Genomic DNA, 24,013 nt, shown 5'->3' on the forward strand with positions numbered 1-24,013 from the left:
CGGGACTTAAATTAATTGAAAAAGAATAAATGTCCGATTCCACAAATAACAAAACACAAATTAACGATTCCAATCCCGAAAATTGGTTCGCTTCTTGGTTTGACAGTCCATATTATCATATCCTTTACAAAGAAAGAAATTATAGAGAAGCCCAATTGTTTATGGATAATCTAACCCATTACCTCAATCTTCCAGAAAAGGCCAAAGTGCTGGATTTGGCTTGTGGAAAGGGACGCCATTCTATTTATTTAAATCAATTAGGCTTTGATGTTATTGGTGCCGATTTATCAGAAAACAGCATAAAAGAAGCTCAAAGAAACAGCAACAAAACTTTGCATTTTCAGGTACATGACATGCGCGAAGTATTTGAAGACAAGTTTGATGCTATTTTCAATTTGTTTACGAGCTTTGGTTATTTCGAAAACGATGAGGATAACCTAACGACTTTAAAAGCCATTAAAGAAAGCTTAACTGAATATGGTTTTGCTGTAATAGATTTCATGAACGTAACCAATGTTCTCAATACTTTGGTCCCGGAAGAAGTAAAAACCGTAGATGCAATTGACTTTCACATAAAACGTTATTTAAAAGACGGACATATTTATAAAGAAATTGATTTTGATGACCAAGGCCAGCATTATCATTTCACCGAAAAAGTAAAAGCACTTACACTTAAGGATTTCGAACAAATGATGGAAGAATCCGGCATCTTTCTATTAGATATTTTTGGAGATTATAAATTAAAAAAATTCCACAAAACCGAAAGCGAAAGATTAATTATGATTTTTAAGTAAGTTTTTGGGTCGTTTAAAAAAAGTTTAAAATTGTTTAAGCGTTTAATACAGTTTTATTTTGGATAACCAATTGTTCAAATCAAGAATAGCTTTTTAAACATATTTAAATTTTTAAACAATTTTAAACCTTTAAACTTTTTCAAACAGTTAAACGATTAAACAAAAAACATGAATTACCTTTTACCCTTACTTTCTGTACTTCTTGGTTATTTCATAGCTTTATTTTTAAAGCCTAAAAGCAAAACCAATCTAAAACTATTGCTTGCTTTTAGCGGTTCATTCCTGCTATCCCTTACTGTGATGCATTTATTACCGGAAGTGTACGAAAGCCACAATCATAATATTGGAGTTTTTATAATGTTGGGTATTTTGTTCCAAATAATATTAGAATTTTTTTCCAAAGGAGCAGAACATGGTCATGTGCATGGTCACGATAAAATGTACCAAATCCCGTGGTTGCTATTCATCAGCCTTTGTATTCATGCCTTCTTAGAAGGATTTCCAGTAAGCCATCATCACGATTTAGCCATAGGAATAGCCATTCATCACTTTCCTATTGCTATTATTTTGACAACCTTTTTCATCAATGCAGCTCTCAACAGAAATGCAATCTTTTTCTTCATGATTACTTTTGCTGTCATGACACCGCTAGGCACTGTTGTCTCAGATTTCATACCTCAATTGAATGATTATTATACTGAGATAACAGCTGTAGTTATTGGTATTTTATTCCATATTTCATCTACCATCATTTTTGAAAGCAGTGAAGGACACAAATTCAATATCGCCAAAGTATCTATGATTGTAATCGGGATTGTTTTAGCTTGTTTTTTATAGTTATTTTACTGAATTACAAATAAATAGTTATTAATTTAGCTATCATTATTTGGGCGTGTCCCTCCGTAAAAACTACGGGTCGGGCTTTCCGTTCCCGCTTTTTTTCTTTTTCTTGCCTCGGGTTTAAACCCGAGGCAAGAAAAAGAAAAAGAGCTCCACTACAATCCCTCACGCAGAATAGTGCTTAAAAACAACTTTATATAACATCAAAAAATGGGATTTAAACATTTATTTAAAGCGAAATTGAATTGGAATTCTATCCCAAAAGAAGATATTTCTTCTTCAAAACAATACCATAAAACTCATCAAATTGCTATTGAAGGAAAAGAAATTTTAAATGTTTCGGCTGCCAAAGCATTCAAAGGTGATCCTAGTTTATACAATCCAGAAGATTTATTGTTGAGCAGTGTGGCTTCCTGCCACATGATGTCCTATTTGTATGTTTGTTCCCTAAAAGGAATTGATGTAATCTCCTATCAGGATGATGCAGAAGCGACTCTAGAAGTTTTGGAAAATGGCTCTGGACGTTTTATCGAAATACGATTATATCCAAAAATTGTAATCAAGCAACAAGAAAAAATAGCAGAAGCCTTAAGTCTGCACGCCAAAGCAAACGAACTTTGTTTTATCGCTAATTCCTGTAATTTCAAAATCGTTCATTTTCCTAGTTGCGAAAGTCACTAAAAACCACTAAATAAATTTTAAAAAAAAGCCTTACTATCTTTTCATAGCAAGGCTATTCTGCAAAATATATTTTATCTAAAACTTCTCTGGTTTTCCAGCCAGTTTTCCGTATGAAATTCACCCTGATTCATTAAAAACTCGTTAAGATATTCATTGAATTCTTTAGGCTGTTCCAGATTAGAAACGTGACCTGCATTATCAATAACTTTAAGAATTGAACCTTCTATATGGCTTTTCATATATTCAGATTGTGTCAATGGCGTTACAGCATCTTCTCTGCCGCAAATAATCAATGTTGGGATTTTTATTTTACTCAAAGTAGAACAAGTCTCTGTACGTACAGCTAACGCTAATAATCCTTGAGAAATAACATGTTTAGAATTAGCAAAGACGATGTCTTGTAAATTTTCTACCAATTCCTTTTTGTTCACAAAAGAATCTTCATGAAAAACTTTTTTTATAAATCTTTCATTAAAATTAGTCACCCCATCGTTATCAATCTCTACAATATCCCTAAGTCGTTGTTCTTTTACTTCAGCAGTATCAGCAATACATTGAGTGTCACATAAAATTAAGCCTTCAAAGCGTTCTGGAAATCTTTTAACAGCATTTAACGCTATAAAACCTCCCATAGATAATCCACAAATTATAGTTTTATCAATAGCTAATTTATCCATAAACAGAATCAAATCATCAGCAAACAAACTCATACTCAAAGGTGTTGTTTCATCGGTTGATTTTCCAAAACCCCTTATGTCACAAGCGATCAAGCGATAACTGTTTTTTAAGAATTCGCATTGTTCCTTCCACATTGATTTATCAAAAGGAAATCCATGCAAAAAAATAATAGGATAACGTCCTTCCCCAAGATCGTCATACGATAAATTAAAATCATTTACTTCCATTGTTAAATCATAACCCTTAGTTTTATTTTCTGTTTCCATAATAATATATTTTTTGTTTATAGCTATCCATTTGAGCGAACACAAAGATATTTTTTGAATTACCGAAAACGTTATAGAATTTGTGTTGAGAATTATAGAATTTACTGATTTGGATGTCGATATCATATTTCAAATTACAGCATAGGCTAGCCATTTAAACTTTTCAATTGAATGTCTGTTTTTTTAAATCAGAAGATTTCATTAGTATTTTATCAAAGAAAAAGATTAGATTCATTTCTTAAATTTTATACTTTACCAACTTTGCTACTATTAATTTTTTTAAGTTTGCAATAACAAATAAACCGTGTCTATTTTACACGTTTGAACCATAAAGAGCAATGACTTTCACCAAAACCACCGAACAATCTTCTAAATACGAACATCTCGAAAAAATGTCAGTTAAAGAACTGATAACTAATATAAATCAAGAAGATCAAACCGTGCCTCTTGCTGTAGAAAAAGCTTTACCACAAATAGAAATAGTAGTAACCGAGATTGTCTCCAAAATGAAATTGGGCGGACGATTATTCTACATTGGAGCTGGAACATCGGGACGTTTGGGAATCCTGGATGCTTCTGAATGTCCTCCTACTTTTGGAGTACCATTTGATTTGGTTGTTGGTATCATTGCCGGCGGGGACACTGCTATCCGCAAAGCTGTAGAAAATGCCGAAGATAATGCAACACAAGCTTGGCTAGATTTACAGGCTTTTAATGTAAACGAAAATGATGTTGTGGTGGGTATTGCAGCTTCGGGAACAACGCCTTATGTCATTGGAGGTTTACAAACCTGCAACGAAAATAATATTAGCACCGGAAGTATTTCCTGCAACGCTGGAAGTCCGCTTTCGCAGACAGCAAAATTCCCAATCGAAGTCATTGTAGGGCCAGAATTTGTAACTGGAAGCTCAAGAATGAAAGCCGGAACTGCCCAGAAATTAGTTCTAAATATGATTACCACTGCCACGATGATTCAGCTTGGAAAAGTGAAAGGAAACAAAATGGTGGATATGCAGTTAAGCAACAGCAAACTAGTCGACCGCGGTGTAAAAATGATCATGGGAGAAATTCCTGTAACTTATAAAGAAGGTGCTGAACTGCTGGCAAAATATGGCAGTGTTCGAAAAGCTGTTGATTATTATAATGCTCAGTAAGCAGAATACAGTTTTCAGATGGCAGACTGCAAAATTACTATTACACACATAATGATAAACTAGCAAAAAATGGCTAACAAAGAACACTTAGCAAAAGGAATTAAATATTTAACGGGTGCTTTACCGCTCATGTTTATTGGCCCAACCGTTATTTATAATGCTTTTATGAACCAGCATACCAATTGGCATTATTTGGTTTTAGCCATAGGAATCATTGCTTGTTTAGCTTCTATGTATTTAATGTTTGTGGGATTAAAAATAATAATGAAAGGCATATTTAACGACTAATGGAAGACCTAATACACATTCAAAAGACATTTGAAAAAATCACCTATATAGGAAAGAAGATTAACAATCGTGAATTTGAAGATTGCGTTTTTAAGAACTGTGATTTTTCGAATAGTGATTTTTCGAATAATAGTTTTATGGATTGTGAATTCATAGAATGTAATCTATCGATGACCCAATTGGGAGGCTCTAGCTTGAAGACTGTAAACTTCAAGAACTGTAAACTAATGGGGATTCAATTTCAATCGTGTCTGGATTTTTTGTTTAATGTACAATTTCAAGATTGCATGTTGGACTATAGTTCTTTTGCGAATAAAAAAATGCCCAAAACCAAATTTAATTCCTGTTCCTTGAAAGAAGTCACTTTTATCGGGACCAATTTAACCCAATCGATTTTTGGGAATTGTAATTTGGACAATGCCATTTTTAACGATACTATTTTGGCTGGCGCTGATTTTACCACAGCATATAATTATAAAATAGACCCCGAATTCAACCCAATGAAAAAAGCTAAATTTTCCAGTCAGGGAATTGCTGGTCTTTTGGATAAATACGATATAAAAATTGAGTAAAAACCAAGCGAGGAGCTTACATAGAAATCCAATAGATTTGCAGAAAACATGCGACCCCGCTGGGGTCGAGAACAAAAAATATAATTCGTTTTCTATAAACATATAACCGCTCTGCGGTTAAAAAAATTGACATAATTAAAATAAATTTTTAATCCACGAAAGTTTTTCAAACCGCAGAGCGGTTATATGTCTATAGAAATAACAAATCACGTTACAACAACTCCGGAGGGGTTGAATGTTTATCTATCAACAAAAAACATAAATTTGATTAATTCTAAGAATAAACAAATATGGCAAATACCTATTCCCAAATTTATATTCAAATTGTTTTTGCAGTTCAAAATCGAAAATCTCTTATTGGTCATTCATGGGAAGAAGAATTATATAAATACATAACGGGAATAATAACAAATAAAGACCAAAAATTATTAACAATAAATGGAATGCCTGATCATATTCATATCTTTATTGGAATGAGGCCAACGTGCTGTTTGTCGGATTTGGTTAGAGAAATCAAAAAAGCATCAAATAGTTTTATAAAAGACAATAATTTTTGTCCATTAGGTTTTAATTGGCAGGATGGTTTTGGAGCATTTTCATACAGTCATAGTCAATTGAGCAATGTTATCGAATATATCCAAAACCAGAAAACACATCATCAGAAGAAAACTTTCAAAGAAGAATATTTAGATTTTTTAGAAAAATTCAATATAGAATTTAAAAATGAATATTTATTCGAATGGTTTGAAAATTAAACAATAACAAACATAATAATCAGACATTATGAATGCAACAACTTCCTATCTTGAAAGCGTAAAAAAGCAATTTCTCTACTATAAAATGTTGGGAGAAAAAGCAATGGAGCAACTGGAACCAGAACAGCTTTTTGTATCTGTAAATGAAGATACAAATAGCATTGCCGTGATTATAAAACACCTTTCAGGAAATATGCTGTCGCGCTGGACAGATTTCTTGACCACCGATGGAGAAAAAGAAACGAGAAATCGGGATGGTGAATTTGAAAATGATTTGCAGACAAAAGGCCAAGTATTAACTACTTGGAATGCCGGCTGGGACTGCTTTTTAGGAACTTTGGAGAGTTTACAGCCAGAACAGCTTTCGGAAATTATTTATATTAGGAATGAGGGACATACTGTTATTGAAGCCATCAACAGACAATTGGCGCATTATCCGTATCATATTGGACAAATTGTTTTTTATGCCAAACAACTTAAAAATAGCGAATGGGAAAGTTTATCGATTCCTAAGAATAAATCGAACAGTTATAATGCTGATAAATTTGCACAAGAGAAATCAATTAAAAATTTTACAGAAGAAGAATTTAGAAGATTGAAATAAAAGCAAAATTCAATGGCATTTGCAATGACAAAAAGCAATGTCAATGTCAATGACTAATACTTGCCCCAGATGGAAGTGAAAACCCCGCAGAGCTATACCCTATTTTTTCCTGTTCCAAAAGAGCGACCAACGGAAGCTCCTTTTGGGACATTGGAAAAAAAGGGTATAGACCGAAGAGTTGTAACGGACAGCTGGATTAGGCTCTAATAAAAATATAAAACCCAAGAAATGAAAAAAATAATACTGCTCCTCCCATTACTGCTACTAATGTCCTGCTATGATATGGAGCGTAATTGTGCCGACTTTAAAACCGGAAAATTTAAATTTGAATATGAAATTAATGGTGTAAAAAAGACGACTGTATTTGAGCGCAATGATAGTATTGAAATTGAGACTTTTGAAGGCAAAACAGATACTTCAACAGTACGTTGGGTAAATGACTGCGAATACGTTTTACAGAAAAAACACCCGAAAAATAAGGCTGAAGAGAAAGCAATTGATATGAAAATCTTGACAACTACCAAAAATTCTTATACCTTTGAATTTGGAATGGTAGGTGTTGACCAAAAACAAAAAGGAACGGTTATCAAGATTGCAGATTAAAAAATTCAGATTGCAGAAACTCATAATTTTAAAACCATAAGTATATTAAATGGAAGTATTTTTGAACCCCGATGCTTGGATTGCCTTGCTGACATTGACTTTTCTCGAAATTGTTTTAGGTATTGACAACATCATTTTTATCTCAATTGCAACTGGAAAATTAGCCATAGAAGACCGCAAAAAAGCAACCAAAGTAGGTATGTTTTTGGCTATGTTTATGCGGATTGCGCTTTTGTTTGGAATTAATTTTTTAACCCAAATGAAAAAACCTTGGTTTAGCATTGACTGGAGCTGGCTGCATGCCGGAGTTACGGGTCAAAGTCTTATTTTATTATTTGGCGGTTTGTTCCTGATATATAAAAGCACTAATGAGATTCGTGAAAAAGTAGACGAAAAAGGTCATGAAGAAAAAGAACTGGGTAAAGCGGCCGCAAAATCTTTCCAGAGTGTGATTCTGCAGATTATAATGATTGACTTGGTTTTTTCTTTTGACAGTATTTTGACTGCTGTAGGAATGACTAACGGTGTTGAAGGCGCTTTGGTTATCATGATTACAGCTGTTGTTATTTCGGTTATGATTATGATGCAATTTGCGGTTCCTGTTGGGAATTTTGTAAATAAGCATCCATCGATACAAATATTAGGTTTATCCTTTTTGATTTTAATTGGGTTCATGTTATTGACCGAAAGTGCTCATTTATCTAATGCTCTTATTTTTGGGAGTCATGTAACTCCAGTGCCAAAAGGGTATTTGTATTTTGCCATTTCGTTCTCTTTATTTGTAGAAATAATAAATATGAGAGTGACTAAAAAGAAATAATATGCTTTCTAAAAACATAAAAAATGCTTTGATTATTGCCGTTGTAGTGGGTACTATATTGAACACGATTAACAGTTATGATGTGATTTGGCAAAGCAATTTCACGTTTAAAAATGTTTTAAGAATTGTATTAACATACATAACTCCTTTTTGTGTTTCCTTATATTCTTCTACATTAGCATCAAAATCATTCGAAAAAACAAATACTAAAAACACAGTTGCCGAAAAGTAGCTGTGTTTTTTTTTACAATTTATCTTAATCTTAAAAACATTATTCAAATTCCATGAAAAATACTATTTCGCAGAGAGTTGCCGATTTCCTAAAGAACTTCCCTCCTTTTACTTTTTTAAATCAAAATGATATTGAAGTTCTTTCGGAACAGATTTCAATTATTTATAAAGAAAAAGACAGCGTTATTTTTGCCGAAAACGACGAAACCCACGATTCCTTTTATGTTGTCCATAAAGGCGCAGTGGCACTTAGAAAAGGACTGACAAACGACACCATTGATATGTGTGATGAAGGAGATATCTTTGGACTAAGACCTCTCATTGCAAATGAAAACTACCAAATGGAAGCGAGAGCTTATGAAGAAACCATTCTTTATGCTATTCCAATAGACATTTTCAGACCCTATGCTTTAGTAAATAAAAATGTTGGGGATTTTTTAATTCAAAGTTTTGCTTCTAATACACATAACCCCTATTCTGAAAGCTACAGAGGAAAACTGTATGGCGAAACCTTAGCAGGAGATCTTTTGGATACTAATCACAAAATACTGGATATTCAGCCCGTAAAATATTCAAAAAGAATAGTAACCTGTTCGTCAATAACCACTGCCAAAGAGATTGCTCAAATAATGACCAAAAAAAATGTAGGCGCTATACTTGTCGTTGAAGATAAGCTTCCTATTGGCATTATTACAGATAAAGATTTAAGAAATAAAATTGTTACCGGCGAGTATCCCATTACATCGGCTGCCTCAATAATAATGACTAGTCCCGTTATTACATATCCTAAAAAACTGACCACTACACAAGCGCAAATGGCCATGATGAAAAGTAACATCAGCCATATATGCCTAACTAAAGATGGTACGCCAAATACTAAAGCCATTGGTATTCTTTCCAAACACGACGTGATGGTATCATTAGGAAATAATCCAGCTGTATTAATAAAAGCTGTGAAAAGAGCCAAAAAATACAAGGAAATAAAACCCATACGAGCTAGTATCATGCAATTGCTGCAAGGCTATTTAGATCAAAACATACCAATAACATTGACATCAAAAATCATCACCGAATTAAATGATGTTTGTATTCAGCAGGTTATTACTATAGCTTTAAAAAAAATGAGTACACCGCCGCCAGTAAAATTTGGATGGCTGGCCATGGGAAGCCAAGGGCGAAGTGAACAATTATTGCAAACCGATCAGGATAATGCCTTGGTCTATGAAGATGTTGCCGAAGAATTAAAAGAGAAAACTAAAAAATACTTTTTAGAATTGGCATCTCATGTCAACAAAGGATTATTTGAAATTGGATACGAATATTGTCCTGCCGAAATGATGGCATCTAACCCAAAATGGTGTTTAAGTCTAGAAGAATGGAAAAAACTAGTACACCATTGGATCACAAATACTGGAAAAGATGAAGTTCTCCTGTCCTTTATATTTTTTGATTACAGCCTCTCTTATGGTGATAGCGAACTTGTGAACAAACTCTCCGACTATATTTTAGAAGACATCAAAGCAAACCCCGTATTTTATCTTCATTTAGTAAGCGGCGCTTTGCAAAGTCCATCTCCTACTGGATTTTTTAGACAGTTTCTATTAGAACAAGATGGAGCTAACAAAGATTTCTTCGATATAAAAAGAAGAGCATTAATGCCGTTGAGTGATGCTGCGAGAGTATTGATTTTATCCCATGCGGTAAAGTCAATCAGCAATACTCCGGAACGTTTTGAGAAATTGGCAGAATTGGAACCACAAAACAGAGAATTATACTTATCCTGCGCCTATTCGTATAAAGCGCTTTTAAAATTCAGAACCAAACAAGGGCTTCTTCACAACGATTCCGGGCAATATATTGCCTTAGAACATCTTACCAAATTAGAAAAAATCAAACTGAAAAGCACCTTTAAAACCATTAAAGAACTGCAGGAAATTATCTCCATTCGTTTTAATCCATCAAATATATTGTAATGAAAAACATTTTTGAAGAATGGAAAACAGACCTGCTTGATTTTTTAAAAATATCAAAAAAACCAATTGATGAAGCACTCTTACACAGCGTTGAAAGTACACGCTTTGTAGTCTTAGACACTGAAACCACTGGTTTTGATTATGATAATGACCGAATGCTCTGCATAGGTGCGATTACTTTGCACAATGGAGTCATTGCTATTTCTGAAAGTTTTGAAAAGTACATACACCAAGATCATTATGATAAAAAGAGTGTTCAAATACATGGTATTTTGAAGGATCTTGTCATGGATAAACCCAGCGAATTAGAAGTATTGCAAGAGTTTTTGATTTTCTTGGGAGATTCAATTATTATTGCCCATCATACCATATTTGACATAACGATGATCAATCGTGCATTGGAACGAAATGGTATGCCGCTGCTAACGAACAAAACTTTGGATACGGCATTTCTCTACAAAAAAACACTTATCAAGTCAAATCTATTAGAATATAAAGACCATTACGCTCTTGATGACCTCGCTGATAAATTTGATATTTCCAAAAAAGACCGCCATACCGCAATGGGCGATGCTTATATTACTGCTATTGCCTTCTTGAAAATTGTAAAAAAATTAAAAGAAAAAAAAGGAAAAGGCGAATTTCTTCTTAATGATTTGTTCAAATACTAACAAAACAATACATATCAAATTCCAAATTTAAACCACACATATTAGACTTTAGACAACAAATTTTGATTAATGAATTGTTAAAAAACACAGAAACCCCTTAAAGCGAATATTATTTTAAAATAAAAAGTGTGAAAAACACAATTATCAGCTGTTTTTACGCAATTAACTTATTGTTAATATCATCAAAAATGGGCAATCATTACTTATTAAGTAATAATTTATAGCTAAAATTCCAGTAGTCAAAAAAAAAATAGTCAAAAAATAGGAATTTAAAAAAAATATATTATTTTTGTGTAATCGATTACATTGCTTATTTCAAGTTTGAAAGATATGTTCATCTTTCATTTATCTAAAAAAATAGTCAACATAAACATTTAAATACAAAATTATGAACAACCAAACCATTGGTAAATACAGGTGGACCATTTGTGCCTTACTTTTTTTTGCAACTACAATCAATTATATGGATCGTCAAGTAATTGGATATCTGAAACCCCTATTTTCAGAGCCAATAGAAAAAGGCGGACTAAATTGGAGTAATACAGATTATGCACTTGTACTTTCACTATTTACTGGATTTTATGCTTTGATGACATTTTTTGCAGGATTCGTTATTGATAAAATTGGCACAAAAAAAGGTCTTTCTTATTCATTAATTATTTGGTCCGTTTTTGGGATTTTAAATGCATTTGTGGGAAGTTTGGCAATAGTCCATGCAATTGTGCGATCATTATTTGGAATTGGCGAAGCGGGAAACTTCCCTGCTTCAAATAAAACTATTGCCGAATGGTTTCCTAAAAAAGAACGAGCATTAGCAATTGGTATTTTCAACTCAGGTTCCAATGTTGGCGCCATGATTGCATCCTTGGCCGTACCAGCTATTGCCTATGCAGTTTGGTTTGACGGAGCTATACAAGGTTGGCAAATGGCTTACATCATAACTGGAGCCGTTGGACTTATATGGTTGTTTTTTTGGTATATGCTTTACGATACTCCCTCAAGACAAGAACGTCTCTCAAAAGCCGAATATGATTACATCCACAGTGACGATGAAGTTGTTGCAATAACCGAAGATGATGAAATTCCCACTAAAGCCCCATGGCATCGTTTATTTGCTTACAAACAAACATGGGCTTTTGTATTAGGTAAATTTTTAACCGACGGTATCTGGTGGTTTTTATTATTCTGGCTACCTGACTTTATGAAACAACAATTTAATATGGAAGGCCACGAAATCATGGTTCCTCTGTTTGTAGTTTATGCTGTTGCTATTATAGGCAGTGTTTCAGGAGGTAGTTTACCAATGTTCTTAATGAATAAAGGTATGGAAGCATACAAAGCGCGTATGACTGCAATGCTAATAATTGCAGTTCTTCCTTTGGCGTTGATTCTTACTCCCTACTTTGGAAATGTGGCGCATTTTGAAGGTAGAGCCTATATCTACGCATTAATTGTAATTTGTATTGGTGCTGCCGCACACCAAGCATGGTCGGCAAACTTGTTTACAACAGTTTCTGATATGTTCCCTAAGAAAACGGTTGGGGCTGTAACTGGTATTGGAGGACTAGCTGGTGGCATTGGAGGTGTTTTAGTTCAACAATTTGCTGGACGTTTAACAGATCATTATAAAGCTATTGGCGAAACAGCAGCAACTGCACAAAACCTTGTTGGTGATGCCGCAGAGGCCTTGGTTCAGAGTCACGTTCAAACAGCTTATGCAATAATGTTTGCATTATGCGCTAGCGCTTATTTGATTGCATGGGTAGTAATGAAAATATTAGTGCCTAAACACAGTCCAATTACAGATTTATAATAATATTTTAAGTAATCAATAAAAAATGAAATCAACAACATAGATAACTATCACATTACAAGGTTTTTAGTTTTAAAATTCAAAAATGGAATTATCTTTTTTTATTGATTACTATTAATTATTTTAAACTCTATTAAATCATTTTAAATCAAATTTGGTTGCTCATTGAAATCGTAAGATTGTCTAGTTTTGAAAAAAATATCATATAATTATTGATATTTAAATTATAAAAATTACTTTTGTGCAATCGATTACATTAAACTTTATACCATGACAAAATATAGTTCAAGATACGCTTCTAGCCCTGATGCGGTAAAACAATATGATACAAAACAGTTAAGAGACGAATTCCTGATTGATGATTTAATGAAGGAAGATGAGATTACATTAACTTATTCTCATTATGACCGTTATATTGCGGGTTCGGCAGTACCAGTTAAAGATTTAACATTGGAAACAATAGATCCATTGAAAGCTGGTTACTTCTTAGAGCGCAGAGAAATGGGAATTATAAATGTTGGCGGGAATGGCTCTGTTGTTGTTGAAGGAACAACTTATGAATTAGGTTTTAAAGATGCCTTATATATTGGAAGCGGTAACAAAGAAGTAATTTTCAAAAGTGCCGATTCAAAAAATCCTGCTAAATTTTATATCAACTCTGCTCCTGCCCATACTAATTATCCAACTAAAAAAGTAAGCTTAGCTGAAGCTAAAAAACTGGAACTGGGCACAATGGAAACAGCCAATCACCGTACAGTAAATCAAATGATTATTGGTGGTGTAGTTACTACTTGTCAATTGCAGATGGGTATGACTGAATTAAGACCTGGAAGTGTTTGGAACACTATGCCTGCTCACGTTCATGATCGCAGAATGGAAGTTTATTTCTATTTGGACATTCCAGAAAACCAGGCAGTTTGCCACTTTATGGGACAACCGCAGGAAACAAGACATATTTGGATGAACAATCATCAGGCTGTTATTTCTCCGCCATGGTCAATTCACTCTGGTTCAGGCACAAGCAACTATACGTTTATTTGGGGAATGGCTGGCGAAAACTTAGACTATGGAGATATGGATGTCTGCAAAATAACAGAATTAAGATAAATTAGTAACTATTAAATAAAAAATTTATGTCAATCAACCTTTTTGATTTAACTGGAAAAACAGCACTCGTAACTGGGGCAGTTCATGGACTTGGAATGGCAATGGCAAAAGGACTTGGTCATGCTGGTGCAAAAATTGTAATAAATGACCGTTCTTCACAAGAAATAGTTGATAATGCTGTTGCTGAATACAAATCAGTAGGAATTGATGCTTACGGATATATATTTGATGTAACGGATGAAGTTGCCGTAATCGAAAATATAAAAAAAATAGAAGCTGAAGTTGGTCCAATCGATATTTTAATCAATAACGCAGGAATCATCAAAAGAACTCCAATTATTGAAATGGAAGTTAAAGATTTTTCAGAGGTAATCAATGTAGATTTAATTAGTCCTTTTATCATGTCAAAAGCAGTTGCTAAAGGAATGATTGCTCGTGGAACCGGAGGAAAAATCATCAACATCTGTTCAATGATGAGCGAATTAGGTAGAGATACTGTAAGTGCTTATGCTTCTGCAAAAGGCGGTTTAAAAATGCTGACTAAAAGTATGGCAACTGAGTGGGCTAAATTTAACATTCAAACTAATGGAATTGGACCTGGATACTTTGCAACTACCCAGACAGCACCAATTAGAGTAGACGGACACCCATTTAACGATTTCATTATTAGCAGAACACCAGCTAACCGTTGGGGAGATCCAGAAGATTTACAAGGTGCTGCTGTATTCTTGTCTTCAAAAGCAAGTGATTTTGTAAACGGTCATATCCTTTATGTTGATGGTGGAATACTAGCAACTATTGGAAAACCATCAAACGAGTAATAATATTTCAATAAAATTATAATGAGTACAACATTTATACACGATAATTTTTTACTAGAAAATAAATACGCTGAAGAATTATACCACAACTATTCTAAAAATCAGCCTATTATTGATTATCACAATCACTTAAGTCCACAGTTTATTGCCGAAGATAAAATTTTTGACAATATTACTAATGTATGGATAAACGGAGATCACTACAAGTGGCGCGCTATGCGCACTTTGGGAATCAATGAACAATTCATAACTGGAAATGGTTCTGACAAAGATAAATTTATCAATTGGGCAAAAACAGTTCCATATACAATGCGTAATCCTTTGTATCACTGGACGCATTTAGAATTAGCCCGCTATTTTGATATTACAGAATTATTAAATGAGAAATCAGCGGAATCAATTTACGAACAAGCTTCTGCAAAAATAAATTCTCCGGAATACAGCACACGTAACTTGCTTAAAAAAGTAAATGCAGAATTTGTATGTACTACTGAAGATCCAATTGACAACTTAGAATACCATCAACAATTGACAAAAAGCGACTTTACTACAAAAGTAAGCACTGCTTTTAGACCTGATAAAGCGATCTTAATTTCAAATGACGGCTACAACGATTATATTGACACATTAGGTCAAGTGGCTGGCGTTACTATAAATACTTATTCAGATTTATGTACGGCTTTAAGAAATAGAATTGACTATTTTGACAAAAACGGATGCAAATTATGTGACCATGGTTTAGATCAAGTTTACTTTGAAAACTATACTGAAAGCGAAGTAAATGCCATCTTCAAAAAGAAAAGAGAAAATGCAGCATTGAGTAACGAAGAAGCATTGAAATTTCAAAGCGCCATATTGTTCTTTTTATTTGAAACGTACCACGAATTTGGATGGGTACAGCAACTTCACTTAGGTGCATTGAGAAACAACAATGCCCGTATGCACCGTATCCTTGGACCTGATACGGGATGGGATTCTATCGGAGATTATCCGCAGGCTCAAAAACTATCTGGTTTCTTGAATGCTTTGGACAGTAAAGATAAATTGGCAAAAACAATCATTTACAACTTAAATCCTGCCGACAACGAAGTGATGGCTACCATGATTGGGAATTTTAATGATGGAAGCGTTAGAGGAAAAGTACAATTTGGTTCCGGCTGGTGGTTTTTAGACCAAAAAGATGGAATGACCAAACAATTGAATGCTCTTTCGAATATGGGACTTATCAGTTGTTTTATTGGAATGCTGACGGATTCCAGAAGCTTTTTATCATTTCCAAGACATGAATATTTTAGACGTATCCTTTGTAATCTTTTAGGTGATGAAATTAAAAGAGGAGAACTTCCAAATGACATTGAGTGGATAGGTAAAATGGTTTCAGACATTAGTTATAATAATGCCAAAGAATATTTCAAATTTTAATACCATGAATAAAGTAGTTTCATTCGGAGAAATCATGTTACGCCTTTCAACAGAAGGAAATTTACGTTTTGGCCAAGCCACAGCATTTGGGGCAACTTATGGCGGAGGCGAATTTAATGTTGCTGTTTCTTTGGCAAATTATGGTGTAAATACTGAGTTTGTAACACGATTACCTGAAAATGAGATTGGAACATGCGCATTAAGAGAAATGCGAAAAATGAACGTAGAATCCAAAAACATCATTTTTGGAGGAGAACGTTTAGGAATTTATTTTCTTGAAACAGGAGCTGGAACACGAGGAAGCAATGTAGTTTATGACCGTGCTCATAGCTCTATGGCAACTATTGAAAAAGGAAATATCGATTGGGAAAATGTACTAAAAGATGCTAACTGGTTTCACTGGAGCGGCATTACGGCCGCTATATCTGAGAGTTCAGCCGAGGCTTGTTTAGAAGCTATCAAAGTAGCTCATAAATTAGGATTAACCATATCATGTGATTTAAATTACAGATCAAAACTATGGCAATATGGAAAAACTCCAAGCGAAGTTATGCCAGAATTACTGCAATACTGCAACGTAATTTTAGGAGATATTGATACTGCATATTTTATGTTAGGAAAAGCTAAAGTAAATCCAAACTATCAAGACGAAAAATCACTTCCTGTTTTATATACAGCCTTATTTGATTTACTGCCTAATTTAAAAACAGTTGCCACGACATTACGTTATTCCGTAAGTGCTTCGCATCAAAGAATAGGCGGTGTACTATTTGACGGAAAAGCAATATATCAAGGAGCTGTAAAAGAAGTTACACCTGTTATTGATCGAGTTGGAAGCGGTGATGCCTTTATGGGAGGATTAATTTACGGTTTATTAGAATATCCAAATAATAGTCAAAAAGCATTAAACTTTGCAGTTGCAGCTTGCTGTTTAAAACATACCATTGCAGGAGATTACAACTTGGCAACCTTAAAAGAAGTACAAAACATGGCAGATGGTGATTCTGCCGGATTAGTATCTAGATAAAACATAAAATAGTTATGGCAAAATATACAAGAATTGAAGTTGCAGCAGTAATGAAAGAAACAGGATTAGTTCCTTTATTTTATCATACTGATGTATCATTAGCAAAAAAAGTGCTTAAAGCATGTTATGATGGCGGCGCCCGATTAATGGAATTTACCAGCAGAGGAGATTTTGCTTTTGAAATTTTTGGTGAACTTAATAAATATGCGATAGCAGAATTACCTGGAATGATTCTAGGAGTAGGATCTATTACAGATGCTGCCGCAGCTTCTCTTTATATGCAGTTAGGAGCAAATTTTATTGTTACTCCAGTTTTCAGAGAAGATATAGCTATTGCCTGCAACCGCAGAAAAGTATTGTGGTCACCCGGTTGTGCATCACTTACCGAAATTGCAAGAGCAGAAGAATTAGGTTGTGAGATTGTGAAACTTTTTCCTGGTGAAATTTATGGCCCTCAATTCATAAAAGGCGTAAAAGGACCTTGCCCTTGGACAAGCATCATGCCTACGGGAGGAGTTACAACTGCCAAAGATAATCTAACAAGTTGGTTTGATGCAGGTGCGGTATGTGTAGGTATGGGTTCACAACTAATTACTAACGAAATATTGAAAAACCAAGATGTGGTCTTATTGGAAGATATTGTTAGAAAAACGTTAGCTACAATTAAAGAAATTAGACAAAAATAAGGATTACTTATACACCTTTCATAAGGTTTAAAAAGCTAAATAAGCGATTGAATACTAGAGGAAAAGAATTTAATCCCCAATCCTCATTAAAGGATTAAAAACTGACATTTAGAGCATTAGTCGCTTATTATTATAAATAAATATAAGGCTTAAACAAGCCGATAAATAAATAGTAAAGGAAAAAATGAAAAATTTAAATAGAAAAAATTTAGGATTAGAAAAATTACAGCCTATTAAAGTAATTCAATTCGGAGAGGGGAATTTCCTAAGAGCATTCGTTGATTACGCTTTTCAAAGGCTTAATAAGGAAGTTGATTTAAATGCTGGAATTGCAATAGTTCAGCCATTGAAAGAGGGTATGATTAACATGATTAACAATCAAGATGGTCTTTACACTTTGTTTATGAATGGAATTAAAAAAGGTGAAAAGATTCAGGACATTGAGTTAATTTCAAATATTGTAAAATCTATAAATCCATATACTGATTTTGCAGATTATTTAGCGTTAGCAAGAGAAGAAGAACTTCAATTTATTGTTTCAAATACTACAGAAGCTGGAATTGAATTCATTGAAAGTGATACTCCAGACATGCAGCCACCAGTTTCATTTCCTGCAAAATTGACTGTTTTGCTATATGAAAGATTCAAACATTTCAATGGAAATGCTTCCAAAGGATTGACTATTATCCCTTGTGAATTGATTGATTATAACTCTGAGACTTTAAAAAAATATATTTTGCAATATTGTGATTTATGGAAGTTAGAGGACTCATTTAAAACTTGGGTATCAGAAGCTTGTACATATCACAGTACATTGGTTGACAGAATCGTCCCTGGATATCCAAGAGCTGAGATTGAAGAATACAATAGCAAATTAGATTATCAGGATAATTTAATTGTTGCCGCAGAACCATTCTTCCTTTGGGCTATTGAAGGCGGCGATGATTTGAAACAAAAATTACCTTTCCACAAAACGGATTTGAATGTGAAGATTGTTGACGATATACGTCCTTACAAAATGATTAAAGTTCGTATTTTGAATGGTGCACATACAGCAATGGTTCCTATTTCACTTTTGTACGGAAACAAATTAGTAATGGAAACCGTTAACGGAGATTTCACTGGAAAATTTGTAAACGGCGTTATTAATGAAATTAGCGGTACGCTTGATATGGACAAAAATGAAATCCTTGCCTATACTGAAGAAGTAATGGATCGATTTAAAAATCCATTTATCAAACATGCACTTGCTGATATTGCTTTAAATTCTATATCAAAATTCAAAGTAAGAGTTTTACCAAGTTTGTTAGGACATTATAATGCTAATAAAACGGTTCCTACTAATTTAACTTTCTCATTAGCCTGTTTAATCCAATTCTACAAAGGAACTTGGAATAATGAAGCATTACCTGTAAAAGATACTCCAGAATTAGTTGAAGCATTTAAAAATGCTTGGCAATTAGGATCTTTAGATTTAATTGTAAATACAATCTTAGCGAACACAGAGTTTTGGGGTGAAGATTTAACAAAAATTAACGGTTTATCAGAAGCTATAATAGTAGCTTTGAATGAAATAGAAGCCAACGGAATTGAAAAAGGATTCAATAATTTCAGTTCACAATTCTAATTTAGAATTTTCTAAAAAATCAGTATCATGCAAAAGAAATTAATAAAAGTAAATCCATCTGATAATGTTGCTGTAGCATTAGTTAATCTAGTTGCTGGAGAAGTTATCAATTTTGAAGGTGAAGACATCACCATCGAAACTGATGTGAAAATGAAACATAAAATTGCGATGTATCCTTTTGAAACAGGAGAACGCATTATTATGTATGGTGTTTTGGTAGGTAAAGCGAGTGCTCCAATTGCAAAAGGCGGACTGCTTTCTACTGAAAATGTAAAACACGAAAGTGCAAAGGTAACTGCTAAAACCGAATCTATAGGTTGGACAGTTCCTAATGTTGATAAATGGAAAGACAGAACCTTCAATGGATACCAAAGAACAGACGGGCAAGTAGGAACAGAAAATGTTTGGTTGTTTTTTCCATTGGTTTTTTGTGAAAACAGAAACATAGAAATCTTAAAAGGTATTTTTGAAAAAGAATTATCTAAACCTAAAGAAAACGATTACCAATTGTTGCTTCGTTCTTTGGTAAATACTGAAAAAGGTGCTGAAGATGTTGTTGCAAAATCAAACGAAGTAGATTTGTTTGAAAATATTGAAGTAAAATTCATCCAACATCAAGGTGGTTGTGGCGGCATTCGTCAGGATTCACACTCTTTGGCTAAGCTTTTGGCTGGATACGTAAACAATCCAAACGTGGCTGGTGCTACTGTTTTGAGTTTAGGCTGTCAAAACTTGCAAATATCTATTTTCCAAGACGCTATGAAGGCGATTAATCCAAACAGTGATAAACCTGTTTTGATTTACGACCAACAACAAATTGGAACTATCGAAGAAATGTTGAGTACCGTAGTAAAAGATTCTTTCGCCGCTATCAAAGAAGCCAATAAAATTAAAAGAACTCCTACTCCATTATCAAAATTAAGAATTGGTTTAGAGTGTGGTGGTTCTGATGGATTTTCAGGTATTTCTGCTAACCCAACATTAGGTGTTTTGTCTGATAAATTGGTTGCTTTAGGAGGAACTACAATTCTTTCTGAATTCCCAGAATTATGTGGTGTAGAACAGGAGTTGGTAAACCGTTGTGTGGATGATAAAGACGGTAAACGTTTCTTAGAATTAATGCAATGGTACGAAAAAACAGTTGTGGATGCAGGTTCTGGATTTGACATGAATCCATCTCCAGGTAACATTAAAGACGGTTTGATTACTGATGCCATGAAATCGGCAGGTGCTGCCAAAAAAGGAGGAACTTCACCAATCGTAGGCGTTTACGATTATGGAGAATATATCAATGAACCAGGTTTTACATTGTTATGTACTCCTGGAAATGACGTAGAATGCACAACAGCAATGGTAGGTTCTGGAGCGAATATGGTATTATTTACAACAGGTTTAGGAACTCCAACAGGAAATCCAATTGCTCCGGTTGTAAAAATATCTTCAAACACTCAATTGGCTACAAAAATGTCTGATATTATAGATATTGACACTGGTGGAATTATCACAGGTGAAAAATCAATCAATGAAATGGCGGACGAAATGCTGGAATTTATTATCAATGTAGCTAGTGGTGATATCAAAACTAAAGCGGCTATTTTAAATCAAAATGATTTTATTCCTTGGAAAAGAGGAGTATCATTATAATATCGAAGAAAGTTTTTTAGATTATTTTGTTCAAAAAAAAGCTGTTAGAATTCATTTTCTAACAGCTTTTTGATTTTTAAACGACCTTACTCAGGTTAAACAATGTCTTACTAATTATTTTATTCTAGTAGATGATTTTCGGATATGCAGTGTAGGAGTAAGCACCACTTTCTTTTCAATTTTTATATTATCCGTATTTTGTATTTGTTCCAAAAAAACTTTTGCAGCCATTTTTCCCATCTCCAGCGGTGATTGGTCAACGGATGAAATAGATAATTCCATAAAACGTGTAAAAGGCTCATTACCAAAACCAAAAACACAAAAATCTTCAGGGATCTTCACTCCTCTTTCTTTCAGTTCCTGAATAGCTCCTAACGCTGCAAAATCACTTGAAGAGAAAATTCCGTCTGGTGGAGGATTTAAGCTCAACAATCTTTCAACAGCCTGTCTTCCTGCATCAACATTACTTTTAGTCTGAAAAACATAGTTTTCATTACATGCTAAACCGCTGTCAAGTAATGCCTTTTTATATCCTTTATTTCTGTTTTCAAAAATTTCCAGTGATTGATCTCCTGTCAAATGAGCAATACGCTGACAACCTTGCTCAATAAGATTCTTTGTCGCCAGATAACCGCCTTCAAAGTCATTAATAGTTACAGAGCTAACGCCTTGCATTTCTTTCTTTCTGTCGAAAAAGATTAAAGGCACATTTTTATTCACTACATTTTTTATTACATAGTCATTTTCTTCTGAAACATTTGATATAGACATCAAAATTCCATCAACTTGTGCATTCAATAACGTAGTAATATTTTCAGACTGTCTTGTTTCGTCTTCATTAGTCTGACAAATAATAACATGGTAGCCTTCTGGGTTCAATTCCTCTTCAATCCCTCTAATTACAGAAGCAAAAAAATTACTGTCAATACGCGGCACAATAACACCTACATTATTGCTTTTGCCTGAGCGAAGAGATTGTGCCAGCCTGTTTTGTTTATAATTCATTTTAGCAGCAGTTTCTAATACCAGTTTTCTGGTAACTTCACTGATTTTCGGATTGTTATTCAAAGCCCTTGAAACAGTCGCAGCCGTTATGTCAAGAGCTTTTGCAATATCGTAGATTGTTGTTTTTTGATCCATTCTGGAATTAAGATATACAATTATTTCGGTAAAAATAAATAAAAAATTCAACAAAAAGCGATTAATGTTATCGATTGCATAAAAATTAATTTATTCCATAATTTTTGTTTTCAAAGCAGGGTACTAATCTTAAAAAAAACACAAAAGCATATATAAAACTAACAATATATTAAAAATATCACGATTTAATTTTATTTATACTTTTTTTTTAGACTTTTTTTTGTTTATATAAAAATTATATGTAGGTTTGTGTAATCGATTGCATAATTGCATTTACACATTCAAAATAAAGCACAATGAAGCTATTCTATACGTACACCATTTTGAAAAAAAACACAAGTAAAATGACTGCTATTAATTTTGCCTGTGCCTTATTAGTGGGGTTTTCCGTTTTTTCGCAAGGCAACAATCAATCAAAAGAGCAATGGAAAAAAATGCAGTCTATTATTAAGTCAGTTAAATACCCAAGCTTTCCAAATAAAACTTATAATATACTTCACTATGGCGCACAATCAAATATTACAGTTGATAACACTGAAGCAATAACAAAAGCGATTCAAGAATGCAGCAAAAATGGAGGTGGCATAGTATTGGTTCCAAAAGGAAAATACCTCTCTCATGCAATTCATTTAGAAAACAATGTAAATTTTCATTTAGATAAAGATGCCGAAATTCTTTTCAGTACAAATCCAAAAGATTATTATCCATTAGTTCATACTTCTTTTGAAGGAACCGAATTTATGAACTACTCCCCTTTAGTTTATGCCTATCAAAAAAATAATGTAGCCATAACTGGAGAAGGAACTTTAAACGGCCAGGCAAACAATGAAAACTGGTGGCCATGGTGTAACAGCGAACAATATGGATGGAAAAAGGGAACTCCTTCTCAAACAGATCCTCTCAATCGATTGCGTTTAGTAGAAATGGCTGAAAACAATATCCCTGTTTCTGAAAGAATATTTGGAGAAGGCCATTATTTGAGACCCAATTTTGTAGAATTTTTTGAATGCAAAAATATCCTTATACAGAATATCAATATCATTAACGCCCCTTTTTGGGTTATACATCCTATCAAATCAGAGAACTTAATCGTAGATGGCGTCAATATCAATAGCCATGGGCCAAACAATGACGGCTGCGACCCTGAGTATTCTAAAAATGTAATTATCAAAAACTGCACATTCAATACGGGAGACGATTGTATTGCGATAAAATCAGGACGTGATGCTGACGGAAGAAGAGTCGCTATGAAAAGTGAAAATATAATTGTCCAAAACTGCAACATGTTCGATGGTCATGGCGGCGTAACAATTGGAAGCGAAATTTCTGGTGGCGTAAGCAATGTATATGTAGAAAACTGCAAGATGGACAGTCCAAATTTAGATATCGCCATTCGTTTAAAAACTAATTCAAAAAGAGGAGGGTTAATAGAAAACTTTTATGTTAGAAACATAGAGGTGGGACAAGTTAAAGAAGCCGTATTAAAAATAGATATGTTTTATAATGTGCATGGCAATCAAAACGGAACCTTTATCCCTAGAATAGAAAACATCTATCTGGAAAATGTAAAAGTAAAAAACGGCGGAAAGTATAGCATATTGGCAAAAGGGTATAAAGAATCCCCTATCAAAAACATCACTTTTAAAGATGTAATTATCGAAAATGTAAAACAGCCTTACTCAGTCGAAAACGTAATTAATTTCAAATTTATTAACACTTATATCAATGGAAAATTAATGAAAGACTAAAAAACCAAAAAAATTAAAGCCAAAAAACCAATCAATTAATCATTAAAA

Annotated in this window: 25 protein-coding genes; 23 read left to right on the plus strand and 2 right to left on the minus strand. The window is 33.7% G+C overall.

Going from position 1 to position 24,013, the window contains the following annotated elements; all coding sequences use genetic code 11:
- The first annotated feature begins 29 nt into the window (after nt 1–29).
- From CLU83_RS09865 to CLU83_RS09875, 3 genes are all read left to right on the plus strand, one after another.
- Entirely contained in the window at nt 30–794 is a 765-nt protein-coding gene (locus tag CLU83_RS09865) for a bifunctional 2-polyprenyl-6-hydroxyphenol methylase/3-demethylubiquinol 3-O-methyltransferase UbiG (protein ID WP_100431451.1), read from the plus strand.
- 168 nt (nt 795–962) lie between these two features.
- The gene (locus CLU83_RS09870; RefSeq protein WP_100431452.1) at nt 963–1,631 is read left to right on the plus strand and encodes a ZIP family metal transporter; all 669 of its coding nucleotides are present in this window, start codon (nt 963–965) and stop codon (nt 1,629–1,631) included.
- A gap of 213 nt (nt 1,632–1,844) precedes the next feature.
- A complete protein-coding gene (locus CLU83_RS09875; RefSeq protein WP_100431453.1) occupies nt 1,845–2,315 on the plus strand; it encodes an OsmC family protein in 471 nt (156 codons plus the stop codon).
- 71 nt (nt 2,316–2,386) lie between these two features.
- Here the strand turns inward: CLU83_RS09875 and CLU83_RS09880 are convergent, their stop codons facing one another.
- Nucleotides 2,387–3,259, minus strand: a complete 873-nt coding sequence (locus tag CLU83_RS09880) for an alpha/beta fold hydrolase (RefSeq protein ID WP_100433691.1) — start codon at nt 3,257–3,259, stop codon at nt 2,387–2,389.
- A gap of 338 nt (nt 3,260–3,597) precedes the next feature.
- On the opposite strand from CLU83_RS09880, the gene murQ reads away from it, so the two are divergent.
- From murQ to CLU83_RS09970, 19 genes are all read left to right on the plus strand, one after another.
- A complete protein-coding gene (gene murQ / locus CLU83_RS09885) occupies nt 3,598–4,413 on the plus strand; it encodes an N-acetylmuramic acid 6-phosphate etherase (protein ID WP_100431454.1) in 816 nt (271 codons plus the stop codon).
- Between the two features lie 69 nt (nt 4,414–4,482).
- Nucleotides 4,483–4,701, plus strand: a complete 219-nt coding sequence (locus CLU83_RS09890) for a DUF6095 family protein (RefSeq protein WP_100431455.1) — start codon at nt 4,483–4,485, stop codon at nt 4,699–4,701.
- On the plus strand, nt 4,701–5,273 hold the full coding sequence (locus tag CLU83_RS09895; protein WP_100431456.1) for a pentapeptide repeat-containing protein: 573 nt from the start codon (nt 4,701–4,703) through the stop codon (nt 5,271–5,273). The genes CLU83_RS09890 and CLU83_RS09895 overlap by 1 nt, the downstream gene beginning before the upstream one ends.
- A gap of 290 nt (nt 5,274–5,563) precedes the next feature.
- A complete protein-coding gene (gene tnpA, locus CLU83_RS09900) occupies nt 5,564–6,028 on the plus strand; it encodes an IS200/IS605 family transposase (RefSeq protein ID WP_100431457.1) in 465 nt (154 codons plus the stop codon).
- 28 nt (nt 6,029–6,056) lie between these two features.
- A complete protein-coding gene (locus tag CLU83_RS09905) occupies nt 6,057–6,632 on the plus strand; it encodes a DUF1572 family protein (protein ID WP_100431458.1) in 576 nt (191 codons plus the stop codon).
- Nucleotides 6,633–6,701: 69 nt separating this feature from the next.
- On the plus strand, nt 6,702–6,839 hold the full coding sequence (locus CLU83_RS22085) for a hypothetical protein (protein WP_157802058.1): 138 nt from the start codon (nt 6,702–6,704) through the stop codon (nt 6,837–6,839).
- Between the two features lie 21 nt (nt 6,840–6,860).
- The gene (locus CLU83_RS09910; protein ID WP_100431459.1) at nt 6,861–7,235 is read left to right on the plus strand and encodes a DNA topoisomerase IV; all 375 of its coding nucleotides are present in this window, start codon (nt 6,861–6,863) and stop codon (nt 7,233–7,235) included.
- A gap of 49 nt (nt 7,236–7,284) precedes the next feature.
- Entirely contained in the window at nt 7,285–8,055 is a 771-nt protein-coding gene (locus CLU83_RS09915) for a TerC family protein (protein ID WP_100431460.1), read from the plus strand.
- 1 nt (nt 8,056) lies between these two features.
- The gene (gene nrtS / locus CLU83_RS09920) at nt 8,057–8,287 is read left to right on the plus strand and encodes a nitrate/nitrite transporter NrtS (protein WP_100431461.1); all 231 of its coding nucleotides are present in this window, start codon (nt 8,057–8,059) and stop codon (nt 8,285–8,287) included.
- A gap of 52 nt (nt 8,288–8,339) precedes the next feature.
- Nucleotides 8,340–10,259 (plus strand): DUF294 nucleotidyltransferase-like domain-containing protein, encoded by a 1,920-nt coding sequence (locus CLU83_RS09925; protein WP_100431462.1) that lies wholly within the window; start codon nt 8,340–8,342, stop codon nt 10,257–10,259.
- Nucleotides 10,259–10,930, plus strand: coding sequence for a PolC-type DNA polymerase III (locus tag CLU83_RS09930; RefSeq protein ID WP_100431463.1), 672 nt, complete (start codon nt 10,259–10,261; stop codon nt 10,928–10,930). Before CLU83_RS09925 ends, CLU83_RS09930 begins: the two co-directional genes overlap by 1 nt.
- A 388-nt stretch (nt 10,931–11,318) precedes the next feature.
- The gene (locus CLU83_RS09935; RefSeq protein WP_100431464.1) at nt 11,319–12,743 is read left to right on the plus strand and encodes an MFS transporter; all 1,425 of its coding nucleotides are present in this window, start codon (nt 11,319–11,321) and stop codon (nt 12,741–12,743) included.
- Nucleotides 12,744–13,013: 270 nt separating this feature from the next.
- On the plus strand, nt 13,014–13,850 hold the full coding sequence (kduI, locus tag CLU83_RS09940; RefSeq protein ID WP_100431465.1) for a 5-dehydro-4-deoxy-D-glucuronate isomerase: 837 nt from the start codon (nt 13,014–13,016) through the stop codon (nt 13,848–13,850).
- A gap of 26 nt (nt 13,851–13,876) precedes the next feature.
- Nucleotides 13,877–14,671, plus strand: coding sequence for a gluconate 5-dehydrogenase (locus CLU83_RS09945; protein ID WP_100431466.1), 795 nt, complete (start codon nt 13,877–13,879; stop codon nt 14,669–14,671).
- Between the two features lie 21 nt (nt 14,672–14,692).
- Nucleotides 14,693–16,093 (plus strand): glucuronate isomerase, encoded by a 1,401-nt coding sequence (gene uxaC, locus CLU83_RS09950; RefSeq protein WP_100431467.1) that lies wholly within the window; start codon nt 14,693–14,695, stop codon nt 16,091–16,093.
- A 4-nt stretch (nt 16,094–16,097) separates the two neighbouring features.
- Nucleotides 16,098–17,120 (plus strand): sugar kinase, encoded by a 1,023-nt coding sequence (locus tag CLU83_RS09955; protein ID WP_100433692.1) that lies wholly within the window; start codon nt 16,098–16,100, stop codon nt 17,118–17,120.
- Between the two features lie 14 nt (nt 17,121–17,134).
- Nucleotides 17,135–17,806: a bifunctional 4-hydroxy-2-oxoglutarate aldolase/2-dehydro-3-deoxy-phosphogluconate aldolase gene (locus tag CLU83_RS09960; protein WP_100431468.1), complete on the plus strand. Its 672-nt coding sequence runs from the start codon at nt 17,135–17,137 to the stop codon at nt 17,804–17,806.
- Between the two features lie 184 nt (nt 17,807–17,990).
- Nucleotides 17,991–19,433: a tagaturonate reductase gene (locus CLU83_RS09965; RefSeq protein ID WP_100431469.1), complete on the plus strand. Its 1,443-nt coding sequence runs from the start codon at nt 17,991–17,993 to the stop codon at nt 19,431–19,433.
- Between the two features lie 27 nt (nt 19,434–19,460).
- Nucleotides 19,461–21,077, plus strand: a complete 1,617-nt coding sequence (locus CLU83_RS09970; protein ID WP_100431470.1) for a UxaA family hydrolase — start codon at nt 19,461–19,463, stop codon at nt 21,075–21,077.
- A 114-nt stretch (nt 21,078–21,191) separates the two neighbouring features.
- Here the strand turns inward: CLU83_RS09970 and CLU83_RS09975 are convergent, their stop codons facing one another.
- On the minus strand, nt 21,192–22,217 hold the full coding sequence (locus CLU83_RS09975) for a LacI family DNA-binding transcriptional regulator (protein WP_100431471.1): 1,026 nt from the start codon (nt 22,215–22,217) through the stop codon (nt 21,192–21,194).
- A 296-nt stretch (nt 22,218–22,513) separates the two neighbouring features.
- Here CLU83_RS09975 and CLU83_RS09980 point away from each other — a divergent pair, with 296 nt between their 5' ends.
- Nucleotides 22,514–23,965 carry a glycoside hydrolase family 28 protein gene (locus CLU83_RS09980; RefSeq protein WP_232727042.1) on the plus strand — a complete coding sequence of 484 codons (1,452 nt, stop codon included), beginning with the start codon at nt 22,514–22,516 and terminating at the stop codon, nt 23,963–23,965.
- The last annotated feature ends 48 nt before the right edge of the window (nt 23,966–24,013 follow it).

This window comes from Flavobacterium sp. 1, from assembly GCF_002797935.1.
GTDB lineage: Bacteria > Bacteroidota > Bacteroidia > Flavobacteriales > Flavobacteriaceae > Flavobacterium.